Here is a 21747-nt window from a genome sequence, read left to right on the forward strand (position 1 = left end):
CTAGTCTGGGCATCGATCTGTTCTACCTTCTACATCTAGCTATAAATGGTAGCTCTATTCCCGCCCAAGTGTACTAGAGGCTTTCTCACCGACAGATTTGACGAGAATTCGAGATTCGACTCATCGGACCGTCGCTCCAGCGTTCCCCTCTTCACGCCTGAGGGGCTGAAGGCAAATAAGCCGCTCCTTGAGTTGGTCCGCGAGTGGGCGCGGCGTAAGGGCGCCTCCCCGGCTCAATTCTCGCTCGCCTGGCTGCTGGCTCAGAAGCCGTGGATCGTGCCCATCCCGGGCACGACCAATCCTCAGCATCTTGCTGAGAACCTCGGATCAGTTGCCGTCGAACTCACTCCCAACGATCTGATGGAGATCCGTGCTGCCGTCACGAAGATCGAGGTGCAGGGGACTCGGCTGCCTGAATCTGCCCTAAGCGACCAATGAGCGTGGAGCAGGCGTTGGTTGATTTGCTCGCCAGGGTCGCAGAACAAAAGCAGGCAACACCCGCTCAAATCGCGATCGCCTGGCTGCTGGCTCAAAAGCCTTGGAGCGTCCCCATTCCAGGCACCACAAAGCTGCATCGCTTGGAGGAGAACATCGGGGCAACCTCAGTCGAACTCACGCCCGACGACCTGCGCGACATCGATGACGCCGCCGCCAAAATCACAGTGCAAGGGGCGAGATACCCCGAAAAGTTAGAGCTTTTGACGGGTCGCTGAGTCCTGTTTTAGTCTCTGGGCCTGGCATAACCGCCCCTTAAACCAGACCCAACTCATCATGACAGGTTGCGGGATGGCAGAAATCAACCCCGAACCATAACAGAGTTACTGACTGCTCATCGAAAATTGTGGGTGGAAACCCCGTGCTTTGAGCATCGGCTTTACATTTTTGTTCCTAGACCTTTTTGTCACCCTCCCAGCCCCCAGAGAACACAGAAAAATGAGAGAAAATGTGATTTTTTAGTAGTTAAAACGGAATTTCTTCCTCTTCATCTTCCACAGTCTTAGCCGTCATCCGCCAACTGGTAATATACTCAATTTGCACATCAATTTTGTTAATAGCTTCCCCTAACCGCTTTTGGATGTATTGAGTCAGCGTCACCATAAAATCTAACTCAATTCCCACAGATAGCGCAAGTTTTGCCAATCTAGCAAAATCTACCTTCAAAATCGAGGAACTGGATAACTTAAAATCGGGAGTATTTCTCTTATTTTGCACCAACATTGCTTTTTTAAGGCGCTCTTTCAGATGCTCAACTTCTGAATCCAGTAACTTCCATTCAGGCAAAATTTCTTGATACCTTTTCCCCAATGCTGTTAAATCCTCACTCTCCGGATCCGGCGCAATTTTCTTAGTAGATTTTCGCCGCTGCTGTAGGTTGGAATTCAACCGCCAACTAGCAATCTCCTCAACTTCCAAAGATGGATCGGCGATGAGTTCGCCTAACTGTTTTTGAATTTCTTTCGTCAGCGTTACCGGAAAATTTAACTCAATTCCCTCAGTTTGCGTCAGTTTGGCCAGCGTGAGAAAATCTACTTTCATCGTTATCGAACTGGAAAGCTCAAAATAAGAACTGTCTTTGAGCTTTTGGGCTAGCATCCCTGCTTTTATCCGTTCTTTCACTTCAGCGATTTCTGAATCTAGCGGCTTCCACTGAGATTCTATTTCCTGATATTTTTCGCCCAATGCTGTCAAGTTTTCCGTTGCGGGTTCGGGGTAACATTGGGCAAGGATTTCTAGCAGGCGGCGATGCACTCCAGCTAAATAAACCGCGTCCATCTTGGCATATTCTAGCTGGTTCTGGGTCAGGGGACGCTTTGCCCAATCGCCGCCTTGTTCTGTTTTATCTACATAAGCAATGCCGCAAAGCGTTTCTATTAAAGTTTTGAGTTGTCGATTAGGTAAGGGCAGAATGTAAGCTGGAATCTTGCTCGCCATTTTTAATGTGCAAGTAACATTTTGAGCGTCGTCATTGCCGAGAAATCGGATGTCATAGCTGGCGTTGTGCAAGACTTTTTCAATATTTTGATTTACCATGATTTGGTTGATGAAATCTTTGGTCAATTCAGGTTGATCCAAGACATCTAGTAGAAAAGTGGCATCTCCCGTGGAATCTGTGGAGTCAGCTAACACCTGAATCAGAGATAATCTGGGGTTGGATTTATAGTCAGCGATTTCTGTATCCACCCACAGGATTTTAGCTTGGGAAAATTTAGCTATGAGTGCTTTGATGTCGTTTGCTGCTGTTAAATAAGGCATTTTTACAGACTTTTGCTATTAACTTTTTGATTCTATTATGCTATGGCAATTATCGGATCGATTGTCAACGATTCAAGCGCCGGACATGGCATTGCCGTGTCCAGGACACACGCAGACCTCAGAAACCCGGTTTCTTACTCGTACCCAGGCTCTGCCTGGGGACGCATATCAGGAGGCTCTGCCTTCAATTTTCCTGGTCACAAGCGCAACCGAGTTTCTAGCCTCTAGTTAAAAAAAGAATGCAGTCGTGAGCACTATTGAGGATTCCGGCGAACTTCCTCTAAAAACCAGTTGCCTACTTCTGTATTGTCCGTCTGGCGACTGCGGCGCAAACCTTCCTCTAATAAAGCAACTTTTAGCCCGGGCAAAACTTGAGATTCCGTCAGCCGTTCGCTTCCCCGGTTAGCAATTATTTTGAAGGCAATAACTTGCGCTTTTTGTACGTCTACTACCCAATATTCAGACACGCCTAATTCTTCATAAATCATTCTTTTGGTACCCAAATCGTCAATGAGAGAACTGTCGGCAATTTCAATCGCTAAATCTGGGGAAACTAGGCTATCCAAATTCACTACAGAACTGCCGCGAGGTGCCGTTTGCACCCGGTCTCCGATGTAGTAAGAAGCATCAGGTTGAGCGCCTCTGACACCCGTTTTGGCGTAGCTACAGTTGACCAGGAGTCTCATTTTTATACTTTTAGCAATGCCAAATAAATTGATTAAGATGACGATAATTCCGTTGTCATCAGCATGATCTGGCCCGACTGCTGCCATTTCAATCCTCAACTGTCCGTTGTAATAGTAGCATTTTGCGCGATCGTACTCCGGCTGTTTAATAATTTCTATATATTCATCCCAAGTCGCTGTAACCCAGGTATCAGTTAGTAGTTTGGTTTGGAGTTGACTCATCATTACCTCACCGGAAAAAATCTTTGACTTTTGAGGGAAAACTTCGGAGTAGGGGCGATCGCATTTTTACCATTCAGCAGTAAGGTGCGCCTAGCGCACCCTACAAACTATTAGCCTATGACTATTCTGCCACTTCCTCAGATTCCGATTCTTCGATCGACTCTTCACCAGCAGGCGGCACTAAAGCCACAGCTACGATCGAATCATCCTCGTCCAACCGCTGCACCCGCACACCCGTTGCTGTGCGCGATTGAGTAGAAATTGCACTCACAGCCTGACGGATAATAATACCTCGGTTGGTAATGATCATCAACTCGTCATCTTCGTTGACAATTCGCAGCGCAGCTACCTGATCCTTACCCTTTTTCGACTTAAATTTAGTAGCCGTCAATCCCTTGCCCGCCCGTCTTTGTAGGCGGAATTGAGAAACGGGAACCCGCTTGCCGTAGCCGTTGGTGGTGATTACCAACACCGAAGGAACTTCGCTGCTAACTGTCGGAATTTCTTCGGAATCTTCGCCTTCAATTTCCTCGGCTTGCAGTTCTAATTCTTCGTCTTCCAATTCCGCATCTTCTGTTTCCAATTCAGCAATTTCTGCTCCTTCAAATTCCGAGTCTTCAGTTTCTAACAGAGCAATTTCTGCCCCTTCAAATTCTGAGTCTTCACTTTCCAATCCAGCAATTTCGGCAACAATTGAACTCGGCAATATGTCCATGCTGATCAACTCATCGCCCGATCGCAATTTCATTGATTTTACACCCCGCGTCGCGCGGCCGACTGGGCGCAACTGTTCGTGATTGGTGCGGAAATGAATTGCCATGCCTTGGCGCGTACCGATGATGATGCTGTCGCCAACTTTTGCTCTCCGCACCCAGCGCAGTTGGTCGCCTTCTTCTAGAGAAATGGCGATTAATCCATTAGTGCGGATGTTGCCAAAAGCTGAAAGTGCGGTTTTCTTGATGTAGCCGCCTCGAGTCAACATTACCAAGTATTCTTCGCTGGTGAATTCTGTGACTGACACCATAGAAGTGATTTTTTCTTCTATAGGAATCGGCAGCAGTTGCACCACGGGAGTGCCGCGGGCAGTCCGCGAACAGATGGGAATTTGATAAGCTTTGACAGAGTAAACTACGCCCCTGTCGCTGAAGAACAAAACGCTGTCATGATCGCAGCACGAAAGGAAATGTTCTACTCCGTCGTCTTCTTTCATTTTCGCGCCTGCTTTGCCGCGAGTAGCGCGACTTTGGGCCTCGAAAGTGCTGACAGGCATCCGCTTGATGTAGCCTTGCTCGGTGATCAGAAGAATTGCTTGTTCGTTGGCAATTAAATCTCTTTCATCGATTTCTCCTTCGGCGTGTTCGATGACACTGCGTCTAGGAGTGGCGATTTTGGTTTGGATTTCGACTGCTTCAAATTCGGCGATTTCTAAGATGCGTTCCCGCCGCGCTAAGATATCTTCCAAATCGGCGATTTTAGCTCGCAATTCTTCGTGTTCTTGCTGAATTTTTTGCGCTTCTAATGCTGTCAAACGCCGGAGCTGCATTTGCAGAATTGCATCGGATTGCTGTTCCGAAAGACCGTAATTATCCATCAATTCCTGTTTGGCTGCTGCGGAGTCGGCAGCGGCGCGAATTAGGTGAATAATTGCATCTAAGTTGTCTAGGGCAATTAATAGGCCTTGCAGAAGGTGGTCGCGTTCTTCTGCTTTGCGGAGTTCATATTGAGTCCGGCGAGTAATTGTCTCAATGCGGAAGTCTAGGAAGACATTGAGGAATTGGGAGAGCGTAAGTAGTTGGGGTTCCCCGTTTACTAGCGCTAACATATTGGCTCCAAAGTTGGCTTGGAGGGGTGTTTGTTTGTAGAGGTTGTTGAGGACGACGCGCGGATAGGCGTCGCGCTTGAGTTCGATCACGATGCGCATTCCGTCTCTGTCGCTTTCGTCGCGAATGTCGGAAATTCCATCTAATCTTTTGTCGTTGACAAGTTCGGCAATTTTCTCAATTAGCGCTGCCTTGTTTGTTTGGTAAGGCAATTCGGTGATAATAATTGCTTCTTTGTCGGGGCGGCCGGGATGTTCGATGGTTTCAATGCCGGCGACTCCGCGCATTGTAATCGAACCGCGCCCGGTGGTGTAAGCATCGCGAATGCCGCCTCTGCCGAGAATTTGCCCTCCGGTGGGAAAGTCCGGGCCGGGGATGTACTGCATCAATTCCAGGTCGGTAATTGCTGGATTGTGGATTAGTGCTACTAAACCGTCAATTATTTCGCCTAAATTGTGTGGCGGAATGTTGGTTGCCATCCCTACAGCAATCCCGGAGGAACCGTTGAGCAAAATTTGGGGAATGCGTGCCGGGAGTACGAGGGGTTCTTGCTGGGAACCGTCGAAGTTGTCGCCGAAATCAACTGTTTCCGAGTCGATGTCGCGCAGCATGGAGTCGCTGGTGAGAGCTGTCAGGCGACACTCGGTGTAACGCATCGCAGCGGGCGGGTCGTTGTCAACGGAGCCGAAGTTGCCGTGGCCGTTGATCAGGCGTTCCCGCATGGAGAAATCCTGAGCCATCCGCACCAGGGCGTCGTAAACCGCTGTATCTCCGTGCGGGTGATACTTGCCCAGCACCTCCCCCACGACGCGGGCGCATTTGCGGAAAGGTCGATCGGGAGTCAAGCCCAATTCGTTCATGGCGTAGAGAATGCGTCGGTGAACGGGCTTGAGACCGTCCCTGGCATCTGGTAGCGCCCGACCGACAATTACGCTCATGGCGTATTCCAAGTACGATCGGGACATCTCATTACCCAGATCCGTCGGGATTATCCGCGACTCAGAGGTGCTCATAGGTTGAAAAACTCCGTTAAAAATTTAAATTTGACCGCTATAAATCTCAAAAATGCGATAAAATCGGTTTGGATTCAGTAGAGCTGCCAAATATTGCAAATTACTCCTAAAATTATATCACAATTGGCCTTTGACTTTATGGGAAAGTTGCCAGAAAAATTAAGGGGGGAAACAAGGACAATTGATAATTTGTCAGTTCGTGATTTGGTCAGGGGTTGGCAAAAGCTAGAAAGGTTTTTTTAGGCGGTCGGTTTTCATGCTTTCGTGAGTTTTTTTGAAGGCAATCTAAAAAAATAAAAGGGTTGCCCGATCGAAATTATAATTTCACAAAGCGGAAGGCCTTCTTAAAGCAAACTAAAAATCTAAAATCTAAAATCTAAAATCTAAAATCAGCCGATGCTACCTGTCATCTACTCCGACGATTTCTTGCTACACAAGACTGGAATGCTTCACCCAGAGCGACCAGAACGTTTAACGGCGATCGTCAACGCTCTGAAAGCTGCTCCCTGGGCGGCTCAAATTGAGTGGCAACTGCCCACCCCAGTGGCGCAGCGCGAACAAGCACTGTTCTCGGCTCTCAAAAAAGTTCACGCGCAAAGATACATCAAAGAAGTGGAACATTTGGCTCATCGGGGAGGCGGCTACCTCGACGGTGATACGCCGATTTCTGCTGAAAGTTACGACGTAGCGCTGCTAGCGGCGAGTGCTTGGCTCGATGGGGTCGATCGAGTGCTGGCTGCGGGGGAACCGGCTTTTGTGCTGGCGAGACCGCCGGGACACCATGCCGAAAAAGCCCGCGCGATGGGTTTTTGCTTGTTTTCCAATGCTGCCATCGCAGCTAACTACGCCCTGGAACAGCCGGGAATTAACCGCGTCGCCGTCCTCGACTGGGACGTGCACCACGGCAACGGCACTCAATCTGTGGTGGAAAACAGCCGGCAAATTGCCTACTGTTCCCTGCACCAATCTCCGTGCTATCCGGGAACGGGAGATGCCGACGAGCGCGGGGCCTACGGCAACGTGCTGAACATTCCCCTGTATCCGGGCGGCGGCATAGCTGAATACCTAAGCGCCTTTGAATCTCTTGTCGTACCTTTTTTGTCAAAATTTGAACCGGATTTGTTGATTGTCAGCGCGGGTTTTGACGCTACTGCGTCGGATCCGCTGGCGAGCATGACTCTGGCTCCGTCAGATTACGGTACTTTCACGGGATACTGCCTGCAAATCACCCGCCGCATCGCCTTTGGTTTGGAGGGGGGTTACGCGCTCAAAGAGTTGGCCGAGTCGGTTGTGGCGACTATTGACCGCTGCCTCAATTAGGTGGAAAATGGGCTATGGGGAAAATGAGGTTGAGAAGCCATGAGGACGGGATTGAGAACTTTTGAGGGCGATAAGCGAAGCTATCATTTGGCGATCGCCCTTGATGACTTTTTTCCTTCGCACCGATGACTTCTTCACGCTTGACTTCTTCACCCTTGACTTCTTCCTTCTGAGTTCCGTGACAAACATCACAAATTTAAAAGATCCGGGTCACTTGCCATCCAAGTCTCGGTCACAGATTTGTAGCGCAAAAATCACACTGTGTGAATGTTTTCGATCGCCTTTGGAGTCGCTCCCAGAGCTCATAATAGGATTATTAAAGTCAGGGTGTAAAAATTTTATATGTCTCAATCAACTAGGAGGTTTATCATGTCACTCTCCCAAATGACACTCGAAGAGTTATTTGGTCAGATAATGTTCTCCAGCGTCGTGACTCGCAACGACCGGAGCCAGCTGAGATCTGCACTCTTAGAAAGAACGCTGAATGAAGATGAGTATGCCATCATCAACCGACTTCTGTACAACGTGCGCCGCGGTTGGGTAAAAATTATCGATTAAAGAGGCGGCAGTCAACCTCCTTTAGGGGGAGTTAATACCATTTTCGATTTTCGATTTTCGATTAAAGAATTGGTAATGACTGATAACTATCGGGGTTTAGAGCACGGGGCTACAGTTACATTTTTTGGCGAACTGGTTAAAAGTAGAAATCGCCACCTCAGGAAGTTTTTTGTGTTTAATACTTGGATCGAAAGTTTGAGGTGTTGGAGAGCGGTGTGAATTATAAAAATCGCGCTACACATCAGCCTATAGGTAGAGATTATTATAAAATAACAGGTTTCGGGTGCATCTCTACTGCTTGAAAAATTGTGAGTTTTGAGTTGTTAACCCAGAGGTTAAATTAACTCAAAACTCATAATTGTTTGGAGGTGAGATTTGAGATTTGAGATAGGGAAAAACTGATGGCGATAGGGGTTGGGAGCGGTTAGAAAGTTGATATTTTATCAACGGGTATTAAAAATCAAAACTATAAGCAGTTTCGGGTTGAGGAGGATGGTGCGATCGTTACAAGCACACCGAGTCGTATAGGTCGATCGACCATTCCGGCAATTTGAGCCCGGAAGTGTCAAAATATTAACAACCAGTTCATCCCCAAAATATATGGCTCCCGCCGTTTTAATTGAAAATCTTCAGAAACGCTACGGCACTGTAGAAGCCGTTAAAGATGTTTCCTTCAAGGTAGAACCGGGGGAAATATTTGGTTTGCTAGGCCCCAACGGTGCAGGCAAAACCACAACCCTGCGGGTACTTTGTACTTTGAGTGCGCCCGATAGCGGACGCATTGAAGTGTCTGGCATTTCTGCTGTCAGCCAGCCGAGAATTGCCAGACAAAAACTCGGCTACGTCGCCCAAGAAGTGGCTCTCGATAAGGTGCTGACGGGGCGGGAACTCCTGCAACTGCAAGCAGCGCTTTACCATTTGCCGCGCCATACGATTAAAGGGCGGATTGAGAAAATGGTGAAACTCCTCGGTTTGGAGGAGTGGGAAAATAAAAAGACGGGCACCTATTCCGGCGGTATCCGCAAACGCCTCGACTTAGCTGCTGGGTTGCTTCACCAGCCGGATGTTTTGGTGTTAGACGAACCGACTGTCGGGCTCGATATTGAAAGCCGGGTGGTAGTGTGGGATTTCCTGCGCCGCTTGCGGGAGGAAGGTACGACGGTTTTGATTACGAGTCACTATCTCGAAGAAGTGGATGCTTTGGCCGATCGCGTGGCGATTATTGACAAGGGTACGGTAATTGCACAGGGGACGCCGGAGGAGTTGAAAAATCGGGTTGGGGGCGATCGGGTGACTCTGCGGATTCGGGAGTTTTCGCCGATCGAAGAAGCTGAAAAAGCTAAAAATCTGATGCAATCGCTGCCTTTTGTGCAGGAAGTAATTGTCAATACGGCTCAAGGAAATTCTCTCAATTTAGTAGTAACACCGCAAAGCGATGCGCTGGTGACTATTCAGCAAGCTTTAAAAGATGCGGGATTGCCTACTTTTGGGATTGCTCAATCTCGGCCGAGTTTGGATGATGTGTATTTGGCTGCGACTGGTAAGACGCTGTTGGATGCGGAGTTGGCTGCTGCTAGCAACCGCGATTTGAAGGCGGAGCAAAAACAGGCGATGCGATCGTAGTTTGAGGGAAGAAGGAAGAAGGAAGAAGGAAGAAGGAAGAAGGAAGAGAAAGCCTTCTTCTCTTTTTTAGATCGTTCGGCGGTTGGAAACCGCGTCTTGTCAAACGAAGTTCGGCGGTTAGAAACCGCGTCTTGTCAAACGAAGTCTGCCTTCGCAGACTAAGAGATAAACGGAGATATTTAAGAAATTAGTCTCCTCTCTCATTCCGGTGCAACCGGATTTGATATCATACATCTAACACTTGTTCTGCTGTCAGCGCTAATTCTGGGAAAGTTCGGGATATAATGCGATCGCTCCCTCGGTAAGCAGTCATTTGATAAACGCCATTTTCATCAAGCAGGTAAACAAAAACAGTCGGCTCTTTCGGGTTGCCCAAATAGTTTCTGCTACCCAAAGCTAAATAATCGACAATCCAATATTCAGAAATTCCCAGCCGCTGATATTCATCCAGCTTGTCGATATAATCATCTTCCCAATTTGTTGAGACAACTTCTACAACTAATTGTGGTGGTTCAGTTAGTGCTGAGTAAGCGAAAGGAGCTGAGTCCCAGACGGTTTTATCTACTACACTCACATCAGGATTGCGACCTTGTTCTTTACCATTGGGAGTTAACGTCCTCACCACAATTCTGCCAGATACCCAGTAGTTGAGCTTGAGTCTTTTTACCTCGTCTTTGAAAGCGTCTGAAAGAAATTCAGCGAGGGTTTCGTGCAGTCTGATTGGTAATATTCTCACAATTTCTCCATTCACAAGTTCATAGCGGCCTTCTTCATCGGGAAGTTGCTTGACAAATTGCTCGAAACTGAGCATCTGCTTAGGTTGGATAGGAGTTGCGGTCATGGCTGGCTCTCATTTAGCTAGATATTTAAGACTATTCTGCAACCAGTTTAACATACTGTTTTAACACAGGTGGAATCGTGAAAACGGTTTCTGTTTCACCGCTCAATTTTCCGATCATTCCCCGTCTGGCTAAAGATTGAATTGCTTTACATAATTCGCCTTGTGACCCTTGACATTTTGCCATCCATTGGGTAAACGAAACAGGCTCTGTTTCATTACTAATTAGGCTGATCGCCTGTATCTAAAATAATGAGACAGTGGCGATCGCTCTTGGGGTTTGGGGTTATAAAACTTACTAAGGTGCTTCAGAGTGTGTTATTATTTGAATAATCGAGCCTCTCGCAGCTAGTGGCGTTCACCAATACTCTCAAAGTGGTCGATGCCGATCCTGATGATATGGTTGTAGAGTCTGCGAGCATTGGAAATGCCAGCTATATTGTTACGGGCGACAAGCATATTATTGAAGGAAAACTTAACAAAGATAACTTATGAGTTTAACATCACTCTTGTCGGGCCGAAATAATCAAGAACTTCGAGACAAATTCAAGACAGAATTTTTAACACCATCTTTTAATTTAAAGGCGGAACTTAAAGCACCATCATTGACCAATAATTATGGAATCGTTGGGACAGCTTTTGACTATTTACTTCGCTTTTATTTAGAACACCACAATAAAGATACTTTTATTCACAGACGCTTTTGGGTGGCTGATGCTGTATTTCAATTGCTATCTAAAACATGGCTAAATTCAGGAACAGAAGTAGCGACAGGCTTTCATCGTGACAGAGTATTCAACACAAAACACCTTTTAACAATTATTACTAACCAATATGAACAGACAAAAGTTAATTATAAGAATTATATTAACAATGGACTGATAACTGATGAATTAATTTGTAATACAATTTTTCTGGCAAAACTCGATCTGCGTTATAGAGCAGGTATGATCGACCAAAATTTCGACAATTATAACCCTGAAGATATCAAAGACATAAAACAACTCATTTCACTTGTTGATAATAAAAATTTCCAAGCCAAAGAAAAGTGCTATTTGAATCCAACGTTTGGCGCGGGCTCATCGTTAGTTGGTGGTGCAGATGCTGACCTGATTATTGACAATACTCTAATTGACATAAAAGTAACTCAAAATCTTAAATTAGACAGAAACCATATCAACCAAGTTCTAGGCTATTACCTTTTATCACTTATTGGTGGTGTAAATAGTAATCCAAATGACAGACCCATTGAAAACATCGGAATATATTTTGCCAGACACGGCGAATTGTGGACTATTCCTATTGTTCAATTTGGCGATAAACAAAAATTTGAAACTTTCAAAGAATGGTTGATTTCTTATATTGATAGTAAGAACCAGACAGTAAAATTATTAAATATGGCGCTACTGAAAGAAGAAACACAAAAAGCAGACAAGAAGATAAAATTAGATGTAAAGAAAAAAACTTCAACTGAAATCAAAAAAACTAAGACCGTGACCAAATCAAAACGAGCGATCAAAAAAAAAGAGGAAAACAGCTAGAAACAAAGAGCTATCGCCCTTTATAATTGACCACTAATACTCTAATTCTTGCCATTCTCTATCTTCCTGGTAATGTTGCAACATTACCTCAGCTTGTTTTGCTAAAATGTTTCGCCTCTCTTCTAACGGCAATTGCATAAATTCTCTGCGACTGGGATAGTCGGCTAGTGTTGGTATTTCTAAATCTATATCGGTCGGCAAATTTTGAATTTGACGATCGCACTTCAATGCTTCTATTCGATCGGCTTCTGCTGCTTCCGCTGCAATGTCAGCATCAATTTCCTCTCGGTTAGCATGGTAATAAGTCAAAGCTGCATAGACTTCGGTGAGAGTTAAATGCCCGATGCGATCGGCAATTTCTTCTGCACTCAAACTTTGCTTGTACCAAATAGCAATGCGCCGGACTGTAACACCCGTTCCGGCAATAATTGGACAGCCACCATGTATGTCAGGCTGACGGCTAATTAGAGTTCCTATATCCGTGATAGTTGACAAGATTTTTTCCCCGCCAATTTCTGATTGTTCTCTTATCTAGGATAGCACTGTCAAATGTAGTTAGGAATGAGAATTAAATAACTTCCACAAGGAAAGTGGGATGGGCGTCCCGCCCGTCTTTTTTGGACGGGCGGGACGCCCATCCCACAATAACAATTAAAATTGTAAGTTATTTAATTCGCGATCCTTAGCAGACGGGGGGAAGTTTTAGGCAGAGGGAATTCTTCTAAATAAAGTTCCGTTGCCTCTTTGAAATTGGCTATCGCCTCTTCGATCGTCTCTCCTTGGCTAGCCGTTCCCACTTCAGGGCACTCGGCTACATAAACATCCTCTTCCCAATAAACAATTGCCGTAAAAGTACAAGACATTTTTTTGCTATATTATCGCTACTCAATGTAGCAGAGCCAGCACCGTTTTTCATTCGCGATCGCCTTTGACTCCCCTCTACATGATACAATTAAAACTATTGCAGCCAAAAGGTGAACGGCATGGTACAACAAATCGCCCCAGAAACAACACCACAAATCATCTACCCCGACAGTGACGGTCAACAAATAGCAGACAACACCAAACAATTCCGCTGGATTGTCACAATCAAAGAAAACCTAGAAATATTATTCGCTACTTCCCCTGACGTATTTATTGCAGGCGACTTACTCTGGTATCCCGTCGAAGGTGATAACAAAATTCGCAAAGCACCAGATATACTCGCAGTTTTGGGCAGACCAAAAGGAGACAGGGGTTGTTACAAACAATGGGAAGAAAATAATATTCCTCCTCAAGTAGTATTTGAAATATTATCCCCGGGAAAAACCCAGACGGAAACGATCGGAAAACTATTCTTCTATCAAAACTACGGAGTAGAAGAATATTATATCTATGACCCAGATACCTTAGAATTTACAGGATCTCAGCGAGTGGGCGATCGCCTAGAAGAAATCCCAGAAATCAACGGTTGGGTTAGCCCCCGCTTGGGCATACGGTTTCAAATGACACCAGAAACCATCGAAATTTATCGCCCAGACGATCGCAAATTCCTCACTTCCGTAGAATTAGATCGACTTCGAGAACAGGAAAGCCAACGTGCCGTAAGCGAACAGCAAGAAAAACAACTCGCTCAGCAAGAAAAACAACTCGCTCAACAACAGCTAGAAGAAGAACGCACTCTGCGACAACAGGAACAGCAGCGCTATCAAGCTTTAATAGAATTGCTGCGAGAAAAAGGGATTGACCCCCAACAGTTGTAAGCCCGATCGCCCGCCCAACACCACCAATACCTCCAGACTTGCTACTGTAAAGAGAGTTAGATTTAACTCACCCAAGAGCAGCATTCTCAAGAACAGGCAAGATGCCTGTTTCACAAAGAGTCAATTTTCTTCTTGTGGGCCGTTGCTCCTAGCCCGCCCTAAAGGGATGATTGCAAGTGGTGCAATATCTCAGATTTAATCAAAATCAACAACAAGCAATTATGAGCGGTAGTGTTACATCCCCCAACAACCTCAACCAGCAGCGGCCACTCTCCACGGCATCCGCTGACACTTCCAGTTCCCTGCTGGGCGACTTCATCCAAGAAACACTCGCCTTAACCAAGCGCCTGTTTATTCAATTGCAGCGCCGCCCCTCCACGCTAGTTGCAGGCATTATTCAGCCCCTGATGTGGTTGGTTTTGTTCGGAGCTCTGTTTGAAAATGCACCCGCCGGCTTGTTCGGCGAAAGCCAGAATTACGGACAATTTCTCGGCGCTGGCGTTATCGTTTTTACAGCCTTTGCCGGAGCGCTGAATGCTGGTTTGCCGATTATGTTCGATCGCGAGTTCGGATTTCTCAACCGCTTGTTAGTCGCGCCGCTGGCTTCCAGATTTTCGATCGTCCTGGCTTCGGCTATTTTTATCGTCACCCTCAGCTTGATCCAAACCGGCACAATCGTTACAGCGGGCGCGTTTTTGGGCGCGGGATTCCCCGGAGTTGCCGGACTGGGGGCGATCGCCCTAATTGTCCTACTATTAGTTTTGGGCGTCACCGGCTTGAGTCTGGGTTTAGCCTTCGCTCTTCCCGGTCACGTAGAATTAATAGCGGTAATTTTTGTTACTAACCTGCCGCTGTTATTTGCCAGCACAGCCCTCGCGCCGCTGTCATTTATGCCAGAGTGGCTGCAAGTTGTGGTGACTCTCAATCCTCTGAGTTACGCGATCGAACCCATCCGCTACCTGTACCTGCACAGCGATTGGTCCCTAGCCAGTGTCGTGATGCAGGCTCCTTGGGGTACAGTCACCTTTGGAGGAGCCCTATTAGTGCTGCTGGCGTTTGATTTGGTGGCGCTGCTGAGCATTCAACCGCTGCTGCGACGCCGGTTTGCTTAGGGCGATCGTTTAACCTGCACCATCAATTGTACGGACACTCCAAGAGCCCATTGGTGTCAACTTAACGTCAAACTCAGTCACAGAATGGTGTTGGACTATTAAGCCTAGATCCCCCCTAGCCCCCCTTAAGAAGGGGGGAACCGGAAATGGATCGAAGTCCCCCTTCTTAAGGGGGATTTAGGGGGATCTGGACTCAGGTAAAAACGAGATTTATCAAGGCTTTCAGGCGATTGTTGACACCAATGGGCACGGTGCGGTCTCCTTAGCCCCAGCAAAGTAATATAATATTTAGTCACAAGTCAGAATATTGTTTAGATAGAATTGTTTTTTTGAAAGTTCAACTAATAAATTATGAACACCAAAACTTCCAAATCCGGCAAATTGATGGTGGGGATTGCTGCAAGCGCGATCGCATCCTGTGCTCTGTTCTCGCCTCAAGCAAGCTTCGCTCAAGCCAGCGGTTTAAATAATCCCCAACCGCTGCAAGACTTTCAAACTCAAGACAATGCCGACCCATTTTCCGGCAGCGGCAGCGGCAGCGGAATATTTGATTTAATTCACAGATCCAGATTGGGAGGCGGCCGCAGCATGGAAGAATTTACTACCGAACAGCGCCAAAATTTGAACGATGCGGCCGCAGAATTTCGGAACAAACAGCGCCTACTACTGGAAAACCAAGCTGTACCTACACCAGGGGCGATCGCACCAGCAGAAATTACCGCCCCCGTCCCTTAAATTGACAAGTTTTGTTCGCAGCAAAGACTTTAGTTTTTATTGACTAAAAACCTCCGACAGAGAAAACGGATTTCTTAGTCTCAAGCGAGAGGGACGAAAGTTTGTCTAGCAGCGATTTCAAGATCCGAATCTTATCTATAGCAACCGCCCAGACGGTTAGGACATTCTTAACCGCTAAAACCATTGCTATTAGTGTTTCTTCCTTCTTCCTTCTTCCTTCTTCCTTCTTCCTTCTTCCTTCTTCCTTCTTCCTTCTTCCTTCTGCTATAAAAACCATCCCCCTTAATCCCGTTCCAACCACGCCCGCATTTTACCCGGATTAAGCAAACCGTAAGGATCGACCAACTCTTTAAACTGCAACTGTTCCACATTAATACTTTTCATCCCTCCATCTTCCAATATATAAGTGTGAGGATTAGCAATCATTGCGCCTTGCTCTTCGTGATAGCGAATAATTTGATTGAGCCGTGATTCCGTAGTGTAGCGAACTATTTGCAAAGCCGCGGGGCTCGCCCTGCCATTGATCCGCAAAAACTCCAAGTGCATCATCACCTCATCCCCATAATAATTGTACAGTTCCTCAATCAATTTCAAACCTTTGTCTGGGGGAAAAATCGTCTGCAAATAAGTCAGAGACGGGTCAGCGCTGCGAGCGTGCAGAGTTGTATGATTCCAAGTAAATTCAGCAATAGCTGCACCTTTGCTCGCTGCTTGCGCGTTTTTTTCATAGCAAATTGTGCCGCCATATTCGCGCACCAAATCTTGCAGCGGTTCCAGACAAGATTCAGCTACCATTAACAAAGCGCAGTGCTTACCTTCAGGAATCTCCTCGCGGAAAGCAGCAAAATAAGCAGGAATCGGCCAAGCACAAACACAAATTAGTTTTTTGATAATTCCGTCAGCATCGCCCAAAGCTTGACCGAAGTTGGCCGATGTCATAAAATCGTCAAAAGCGACGATGATTTCCGCCCAAGCACAAGCAGGGGCGAGGGGAATTTCTAACTCAGTAATAATCCCATTTGTGCCGTAAGCGTGATTGACTTTTTGCACTTCATCGCCGCGCAATTCCATGACGCGGGGCTCGTCTTCCATTGTAACGACTCGAACCGCATGAAGATTTCCCCGATCGCGCAATTGCCCGTAAGTTATCGAACCAATTCCCGCGCTACCGCCGCCGATAAATCCCCCAATCGTTGCGGTGCGATAGGTTGAGGGAACCATCCGCAATTCCCAACCAGTTTCTCGCGCTTGTTTGTCGAAAACCGACATTTTCACCCCCGGTTCTACGCAAGCTAAACCCGGTTTGATCCAGCGGATACTGTTCATTTTGCTGGTATCTAAAATCACGCCGCCCTTGAGGGGAATGCACTGCCCGTAATTGCCCGTTCCTGCACCTCTAACAGTTAGCGGAATTTTGGATTTGACGCAGGCTGCTGCAATCCGCAAAACTTCGGCTTCGCTGGCGGGACGAACTACTAAATCTCCTGTTTTATCACTTAAGAGAGGTTGCAAAACTGGACTGAAGTGATAATAGTCTTGAGATAGCTTGAAAACTTGCGCGCGATCGCTAATTATTTCGATTCCCGAGAGTTCCGACGAGAAAGCATCCCAGTCAATACTTTGAATCGCAGTTGCAGTCATTTTTTTTCCTTTATGCTCGCAGTATTATATCAAATCCGTTAGCATCTGAATTATTCATCTCTCTGTTCTCTGACTCTGCGTTAAGAGCGTTCTCTGCGGTTTAATCATTCCAATGCAACCGGAATTAATATTATATATTTTCTCAAGCATAACTTAGTAACATAAAATACTAACTGCAATCTTTCTTTATGCAGTAAGGTGCGCGGCCCGACGCACCCTACACATAGAAGTTCTGCCTCCAAGACTGCTTTTCTCAATTAACAAATCCCCCAAACACCGCCATACCGTAGTATTTCCAAGGAACTGCAACAGTCTCAAATCTAGCATTTACCAGCATTTCCAACTGTGCCGAAAGTGTAGCTAGGCGATCGGGACTAGAATATCCGTAAGAGACACTCTTCCCCACATTTGCGCGAATTTGTGCTAAGGTTTCCCCCTGACTTAGCGCCCAATCTTCTCGCGCCGCTTGATAAATATCTTTCATTGCTGCTGATTCTGCTAAAAGAGGATCGGCATTCCAAAAACAGCCACCAGCATTTAAACTTTCGCGAATGCGTTGAAACAATTTCAACTTCATCTCATCCTCAAGATGGTGAATTGCCAGAGATGAAATGCAAGCATTGAATTTATCGCCCAAGCCTGAGAAATTTGGATTGTTCGCCCATTCTCCAAAATCCATTTCTAAACCAGTCCACCGGGCTGCGTATCCTGCCGACTCTATTTTGGCGCGCGCAAAATCAAGCATTCGCGGCGAGTAATCGACAGCCACTATTTCCGCAGACGGGTAGCGTTTGAGAACTTTTAAAGTGAGTTCCCCCGTACCGCAGCCGAGTTCTAAAATGCGGTGGTTTGCGCTAGCAATGCAGCCTGCTAATACATCCAGCATTTCGTCATATTTAGGTAAAAGTCGCCGAATGCCGGTATCAAAATTGGCAGTATTGACGAAAACTTCTCCCGCAAAAATTTCGTTGCGCGCCGGTGAGGCAGTAGAGTCAGAATTCACGATCGCCAACCATAGACTACAATTGCTATCCTAACTGAAATAGAGCAAAAAGTGCGTGAAGTAGGGACAGAGCACGGCGCCGTGTCCTTACTCGATCATCTATACTTCACTCAACAGAAAACAACTATAAACTTATGCGTATTTTTACGGATAACCGAAACATTCGCGGTAAACAATAATTAACCCTCCGCTGCACCCAGAGAGTCTTGCTTTACCCCGGGCGCCAGCAAAACACTCTGAACAAGCAGTGTTATGTTAGTAGTGCATAAATTGAAATAAAGATTAAACCTCAGGCTTGAGGATACCATGCGCCAGTTGATTTCTCGCAGTCGGGCTGCCATCAGCCAATTTATTTACAAGGGAATTCTGCTTGCGGTGACAATTTTATTTTGTGTAGGTGTAGGAGTAGCGATGGCAAATATGTATCGTCTTTCCTCCTCGCTAATCCAATCGCAAGCCCTCCAAAATGCCACCCTCTATGCCCAAACTATTAAAGAAGCCCGCACCCTTTACAGTTCCGATGTTATCACTCCTTTAAACACCGCTGAAGCAATTAACTTTACCCACGACTACAACCCGACAAAAGTAACTGTTCCCGTACCGGCTACTTTCTTAATAGAACTAGGCAAAAAACTCACACAAAAAAATCCCGAAGTATCACTTCGTCTCTACAGCGACTACCCGTTTCCCTGGCGACGAGAAGAAGGCGGAGTCCGAGACGATTTTGAACGGCAAGCTATTACCTATTTGACGAAAAATCCGACAAAAAAATTTTTTCGAGTTGATAATTTTCGCGGCAAGCCAGCCTTTCGATATGCCGAGGGAGATATTCTAAGTTCTAGCTGCGTTAACTGTCACAATACTCACCGCGACAGTCCTAAGACTGATTGGAAAGTAGGAGATCTGCGGGGTATATTAGAAATTACTCAACCTCTCGATACCCTCACTGAAAATACTCAAAGTGAACTAAAAAACCTGTTTTTACTGTTAGTAGGACTTTCATTTTTAGGGGTTACAGGATTAATTTTAGCTATCAGCAGGTTGCGCCAAAATGCTAAACAATTAGAACAGCGCGTCAGGGAACGCACCGCACAATTGCAAGAAACTAATGTAGAATTGCTGAAAGAACAGGAAAAGAGCGATCGCCTGCTGCTCAATATTTTACCCGAATCCATTGCTGCTAGGTTAAAAGACGGTCAAAGCAGTATTGCTGACGGCTTCGCAGAAGTCACGATTTTGTTTGCGGATATCGTAGGCTTTACCGTGCTTTCAGCACAAAGATCTCCCGAAGAATTGCTCGATTTCCTCAACGAAATCTTTTCAGCCTTCGATTGTCTGACAGAAAAGTACGGCTTGGAAAAAATCAAAACAATTGGAGATGCTTACATGGTAGTGGGAGGTTTGCCAAACCCCAGCACCAACCACGCCGAAAGCATTGCGGAAATGGCTTTAGATATGCAGGACGAATTAGCAAAATTTAATGCCAAACATCATGCAGAAATTAACATTCGCATCGGCATCAATACCGGGCCTGCAATTGCGGGGGTTATTGGCACTAAAAAATTTATTTACGACCTCTGGGGCGATGCCGTAAATACAGCATCCCGCATGGAATCCCACGGGATTGCCGGCGCGATTCAAGTCACACAATCAACTTACGATATCTTGCAAAATAAGTATCTGTTTAAAGACAGAGGAATTATCCACGTCAAAGGTAAGGGCGATATGAATACTTATCTGCTTGCAGGCAGGTTAGCCAACGCACTTTCCGTTTAATTTGTTTATTATATTATTAAGGGGTCTGCTAGTTAGTCCCGAGTCAGTCAATTTTAGATTTTAGATTTTAGATTTTAGATTTACTGCACAGGTGAATCTGGGAGCTTGAACTTTGGTCTAAAATTTTTATATATCCACGAGTTAAGTCGGGGGCTGGTATCCGTTTTTGGGCGGGTCATCATTCATTAGCCGTTAGTGGTCAGCCAAGAACTAACAGTTAATGGCTGCTGGCTTTTGACTGCTGACAATTACAGGAATTACACAGGGGATGTTAGAAACGCGGTTTCTGCGCAGTTACTTCGTTGACTAACCCAAAATTTATTACGAAAACCCGGTTGATTTTCCTATTCCCTAAACTAGCCATTTGCAAAATAGTAAATTTTATGTACTTGCGGATTTTATCATTCTTGAGTTTTTTCAAATCTCGCTTGTCTAGGCAAATAGCTTTGTGGGTATTTGCTAGCATTCTTGTCATAGAGGGAATTATTTTAGTTCCCTCTTATTTTCGGCGCGAAAATGAACTTTTAAGTCAACTGGAACAGGTATCTCGGGCGACTGTAGATTCCCTAGAGTTTTTGCTCCAACAAGATATTTCCGATCGCACTTTCTTGCAAGAAGAAGTAAAAAATATTACTAAGGATTCTCAAGTAGTGTTAGGACTGTCTATTTACCAAGCTAACGGTCAGCTAATATATACACTTGGCGAACCCCCAGAAATCAGTTTACAGCAACTAAAAAAAGCTCGTATAGTTCACAATCAAAATTTCGATGGCAAGAGGTACGATATTGCTTGGACGGAGCGACATTTTGGAGGCGATTACATCTTAATTGTTCGTCACGATGCTTCTACCGTTCAGCCGGAACTCTACGCATTTATCGCACGGATTGCTGTTCTAGTAATCATTATATCAGCCTTTGTCACTTCTGTGACTATGTTATTTTTAGGGGTGACAGTAATTGCACCTATCTTGAGATTGCGCGATGACTTGATCGCTGCTGGAGACGCTTTGAGCAAAGATCGAGAACAACCTGATTTCTACTCTCTGTCTGCCAAGCGCGATGACGAGTTGGGAGAACTCATGCTCGCATTCAATCAAATGTTTCACCGAGTATACAAGGAAATCGCACAGCGGAAACAAGCTGAGGAAGTATTGCGCACCGAACAAGAAAAGTCTGAACGTTTATTACTAAATATCTTGCCGGCAATGATTGCCGATCGCCTAAAACAAGGTCAGATAAATATTGCGGATGGATTTGCCGATGTTACGGTTTTGTTTGCTGATATTGTGGGCTTTACCGAAATATCTTCGCGCACGTCTCCGGCAGAATTAGTCGAGTTGCTTAACAAAATATTTTCATCTTTCGATAGCTTGAGCGAGCAATACGGCTTAGAAAAAATTAAGACGATAGGCGACAATTATATGGTAGCAGGCGGTTTGCCGCTTCCCTGTACAAATCACGCCGAATCTATTGCCGAAATGGCCCTGGAAATGCAGCAAGAAATTATGAAATTCCGCGACGAATGCGGTCAACCTCTCAATATCCGCATTGGCATTAATACTGGGCCTGTTGTAGCAGGTGTCATCGGCACTAAAAAGTTTATTTACGATTTGTGGGGAGATGCTGTGAATACAGCAAGCCGCATGGAATCTCAGGGGCTTCCGGGTAAAATTCAAGTTAGCAGCTCAACTTATGAGTTGCTGTGCGATAAGTATTTGTTGGAAAAACGCGGTAAAATTAATGTTAAAGGCAAAGGAGCAATGACGACTTATTTGCTGAAAGGTCGAAAATTGTAACTGACAAATTTAACCGTCGCCTGGGAATACGCGATATGGCGGCAGACGTTGCAGGGCTGCAGCCTTCA

Annotated in this window: 22 protein-coding genes; 12 read left to right on the top strand and 10 right to left on the bottom strand. The window is 45.8% G+C overall.

Annotated elements, in window-relative coordinates; all coding sequences use genetic code 11:
* The first annotated feature begins 45 nt into the window (after positions 1–45).
* Positions 46–438 carry an aldo/keto reductase gene (locus tag QUB61_RS27175; RefSeq protein ID WP_333133219.1) on the top strand — a complete coding sequence of 131 codons (393 nt, stop codon included), beginning with the start codon at positions 46–48 and terminating at the stop codon, positions 436–438.
* Positions 435–713, top strand: a complete 279-nt coding sequence (locus tag QUB61_RS27180; protein ID WP_333133220.1) for an aldo/keto reductase — start codon at positions 435–437, stop codon at positions 711–713. Before QUB61_RS27175 ends, QUB61_RS27180 begins: the two co-directional genes overlap by 4 nt.
* 247 nt (positions 714–960) lie before the next feature.
* Here QUB61_RS27180 and QUB61_RS27185 read toward each other — a convergent pair whose 3' ends face one another.
* From QUB61_RS27185 to gyrA, 3 genes are all read right to left on the bottom strand, one after another.
* On the bottom strand, positions 961–2253 hold the full coding sequence (locus QUB61_RS27185) for a ribonuclease D (protein WP_333133221.1): 1293 nt from the start codon (positions 2251–2253) through the stop codon (positions 961–963).
* A gap of 254 nt (positions 2254–2507) precedes the next feature.
* Positions 2508–3164 (bottom strand): Uma2 family endonuclease, encoded by a 657-nt coding sequence (locus QUB61_RS27190; protein WP_333133222.1) that lies wholly within the window; start codon positions 3162–3164, stop codon positions 2508–2510.
* 118 nt (positions 3165–3282) lie between these two features.
* Entirely contained in the window at positions 3283–5994 is a 2712-nt protein-coding gene (gene gyrA / locus QUB61_RS27195; protein WP_333133223.1) for a DNA gyrase subunit A, read from the bottom strand.
* Between the two features lie 396 nt (positions 5995–6390).
* On the opposite strand from gyrA, the gene QUB61_RS27200 reads away from it, so the two are divergent.
* On the top strand, positions 6391–7314 hold the full coding sequence (locus QUB61_RS27200) for a histone deacetylase (protein ID WP_333133225.1): 924 nt from the start codon (positions 6391–6393) through the stop codon (positions 7312–7314).
* A 12-nt stretch (positions 7315–7326) separates the two neighbouring features.
* Here the strand turns inward: QUB61_RS27200 and QUB61_RS27205 are convergent, their stop codons facing one another.
* The gene (locus QUB61_RS27205; protein ID WP_333133226.1) at positions 7327–7503 is read right to left on the bottom strand and encodes a hypothetical protein; all 177 of its coding nucleotides are present in this window, start codon (positions 7501–7503) and stop codon (positions 7327–7329) included.
* Between the two features lie 180 nt (positions 7504–7683).
* Here QUB61_RS27205 and QUB61_RS27210 point away from each other — a divergent pair, with 180 nt between their 5' ends.
* Positions 7684–7872, top strand: coding sequence for a hypothetical protein (locus QUB61_RS27210; protein WP_332952258.1), 189 nt, complete (start codon positions 7684–7686; stop codon positions 7870–7872).
* A gap of 600 nt (positions 7873–8472) precedes the next feature.
* Positions 8473–9495, top strand: coding sequence for an ATP-binding cassette domain-containing protein (locus QUB61_RS27215; RefSeq protein WP_333133228.1), 1023 nt, complete (start codon positions 8473–8475; stop codon positions 9493–9495).
* 226 nt (positions 9496–9721) lie between these two features.
* Here the strand turns inward: QUB61_RS27215 and QUB61_RS27220 are convergent, their stop codons facing one another.
* Positions 9722–10336 carry a Uma2 family endonuclease gene (locus tag QUB61_RS27220; RefSeq protein ID WP_333133229.1) on the bottom strand — a complete coding sequence of 205 codons (615 nt, stop codon included), beginning with the start codon at positions 10334–10336 and terminating at the stop codon, positions 9722–9724.
* A gap of 348 nt (positions 10337–10684) precedes the next feature.
* On the opposite strand from QUB61_RS27220, the gene QUB61_RS27225 reads away from it, so the two are divergent.
* Both QUB61_RS27225 and QUB61_RS27230 read left to right on the top strand, forming a co-directional pair.
* Positions 10685–10828: a hypothetical protein gene (locus tag QUB61_RS27225; protein WP_333133230.1), complete on the top strand. Its 144-nt coding sequence runs from the start codon at positions 10685–10687 to the stop codon at positions 10826–10828.
* Entirely contained in the window at positions 10825–11874 is a 1050-nt protein-coding gene (locus tag QUB61_RS27230) for a hypothetical protein (RefSeq protein WP_333133231.1), read from the top strand. The genes QUB61_RS27225 and QUB61_RS27230 overlap by 4 nt, the downstream gene beginning before the upstream one ends.
* A 33-nt stretch (positions 11875–11907) precedes the next feature.
* Here QUB61_RS27230 and QUB61_RS27235 read toward each other — a convergent pair whose 3' ends face one another.
* Complete coding sequence (locus tag QUB61_RS27235; RefSeq protein WP_333133232.1) at positions 11908–12369, bottom strand: DUF433 domain-containing protein; 462 nt, start codon at positions 12367–12369, stop codon at positions 11908–11910.
* A 173-nt stretch (positions 12370–12542) separates the two neighbouring features.
* Positions 12543–12737: a type II toxin-antitoxin system HicB family antitoxin gene (locus tag QUB61_RS27240; protein ID WP_333133233.1), complete on the bottom strand. Its 195-nt coding sequence runs from the start codon at positions 12735–12737 to the stop codon at positions 12543–12545.
* Positions 12738–12857: 120 nt separating this feature from the next.
* On the opposite strand from QUB61_RS27240, the gene QUB61_RS27245 reads away from it, so the two are divergent.
* From QUB61_RS27245 to QUB61_RS27255, 3 genes are all read left to right on the top strand, one after another.
* On the top strand, positions 12858–13616 hold the full coding sequence (locus QUB61_RS27245; RefSeq protein ID WP_333133234.1) for a Uma2 family endonuclease: 759 nt from the start codon (positions 12858–12860) through the stop codon (positions 13614–13616).
* 221 nt (positions 13617–13837) lie between these two features.
* A complete protein-coding gene (locus QUB61_RS27250; RefSeq protein ID WP_333133257.1) occupies positions 13838–14728 on the top strand; it encodes an ABC transporter permease in 891 nt (296 codons plus the stop codon).
* A 351-nt stretch (positions 14729–15079) separates the two neighbouring features.
* Positions 15080–15463 carry a hypothetical protein gene (locus QUB61_RS27255; RefSeq protein WP_333133236.1) on the top strand — a complete coding sequence of 128 codons (384 nt, stop codon included), beginning with the start codon at positions 15080–15082 and terminating at the stop codon, positions 15461–15463.
* A gap of 43 nt (positions 15464–15506) precedes the next feature.
* Here the strand turns inward: QUB61_RS27255 and QUB61_RS27260 are convergent, their stop codons facing one another.
* From QUB61_RS27260 to QUB61_RS27270, 3 genes are all read right to left on the bottom strand, one after another.
* Positions 15507–15740 carry a hypothetical protein gene (locus QUB61_RS27260; RefSeq protein WP_333133237.1) on the bottom strand — a complete coding sequence of 78 codons (234 nt, stop codon included), beginning with the start codon at positions 15738–15740 and terminating at the stop codon, positions 15507–15509.
* A 5-nt stretch (positions 15741–15745) separates the two neighbouring features.
* Complete coding sequence (locus QUB61_RS27265) at positions 15746–17104, bottom strand: FAD-binding oxidoreductase (RefSeq protein ID WP_333133238.1); 1359 nt, start codon at positions 17102–17104, stop codon at positions 15746–15748.
* Positions 17105–17357: 253 nt separating this feature from the next.
* A complete protein-coding gene (locus QUB61_RS27270) occupies positions 17358–18107 on the bottom strand; it encodes a class I SAM-dependent methyltransferase (protein ID WP_333133239.1) in 750 nt (249 codons plus the stop codon).
* 306 nt (positions 18108–18413) lie between these two features.
* Between QUB61_RS27270 and QUB61_RS40105 the strand changes: the two genes are divergently transcribed.
* Entirely contained in the window at positions 18414–19883 is a 1470-nt protein-coding gene (locus QUB61_RS40105; RefSeq protein ID WP_445300288.1) for an adenylate/guanylate cyclase domain-containing protein, read from the top strand.
* A gap of 383 nt (positions 19884–20266) precedes the next feature.
* Complete coding sequence (locus QUB61_RS27285) at positions 20267–21679, top strand: adenylate/guanylate cyclase domain-containing protein (protein WP_333133241.1); 1413 nt, start codon at positions 20267–20269, stop codon at positions 21677–21679.
* Positions 21680–21747: the final 68 nt, after the last annotated feature.

The organism is Microcoleus sp. C2D2, from assembly GCF_036702495.1.
In the GTDB taxonomy this organism is placed as follows: Bacteria; Cyanobacteriota; Cyanobacteriia; order Cyanobacteriales; family Microcoleaceae; genus Microcoleus.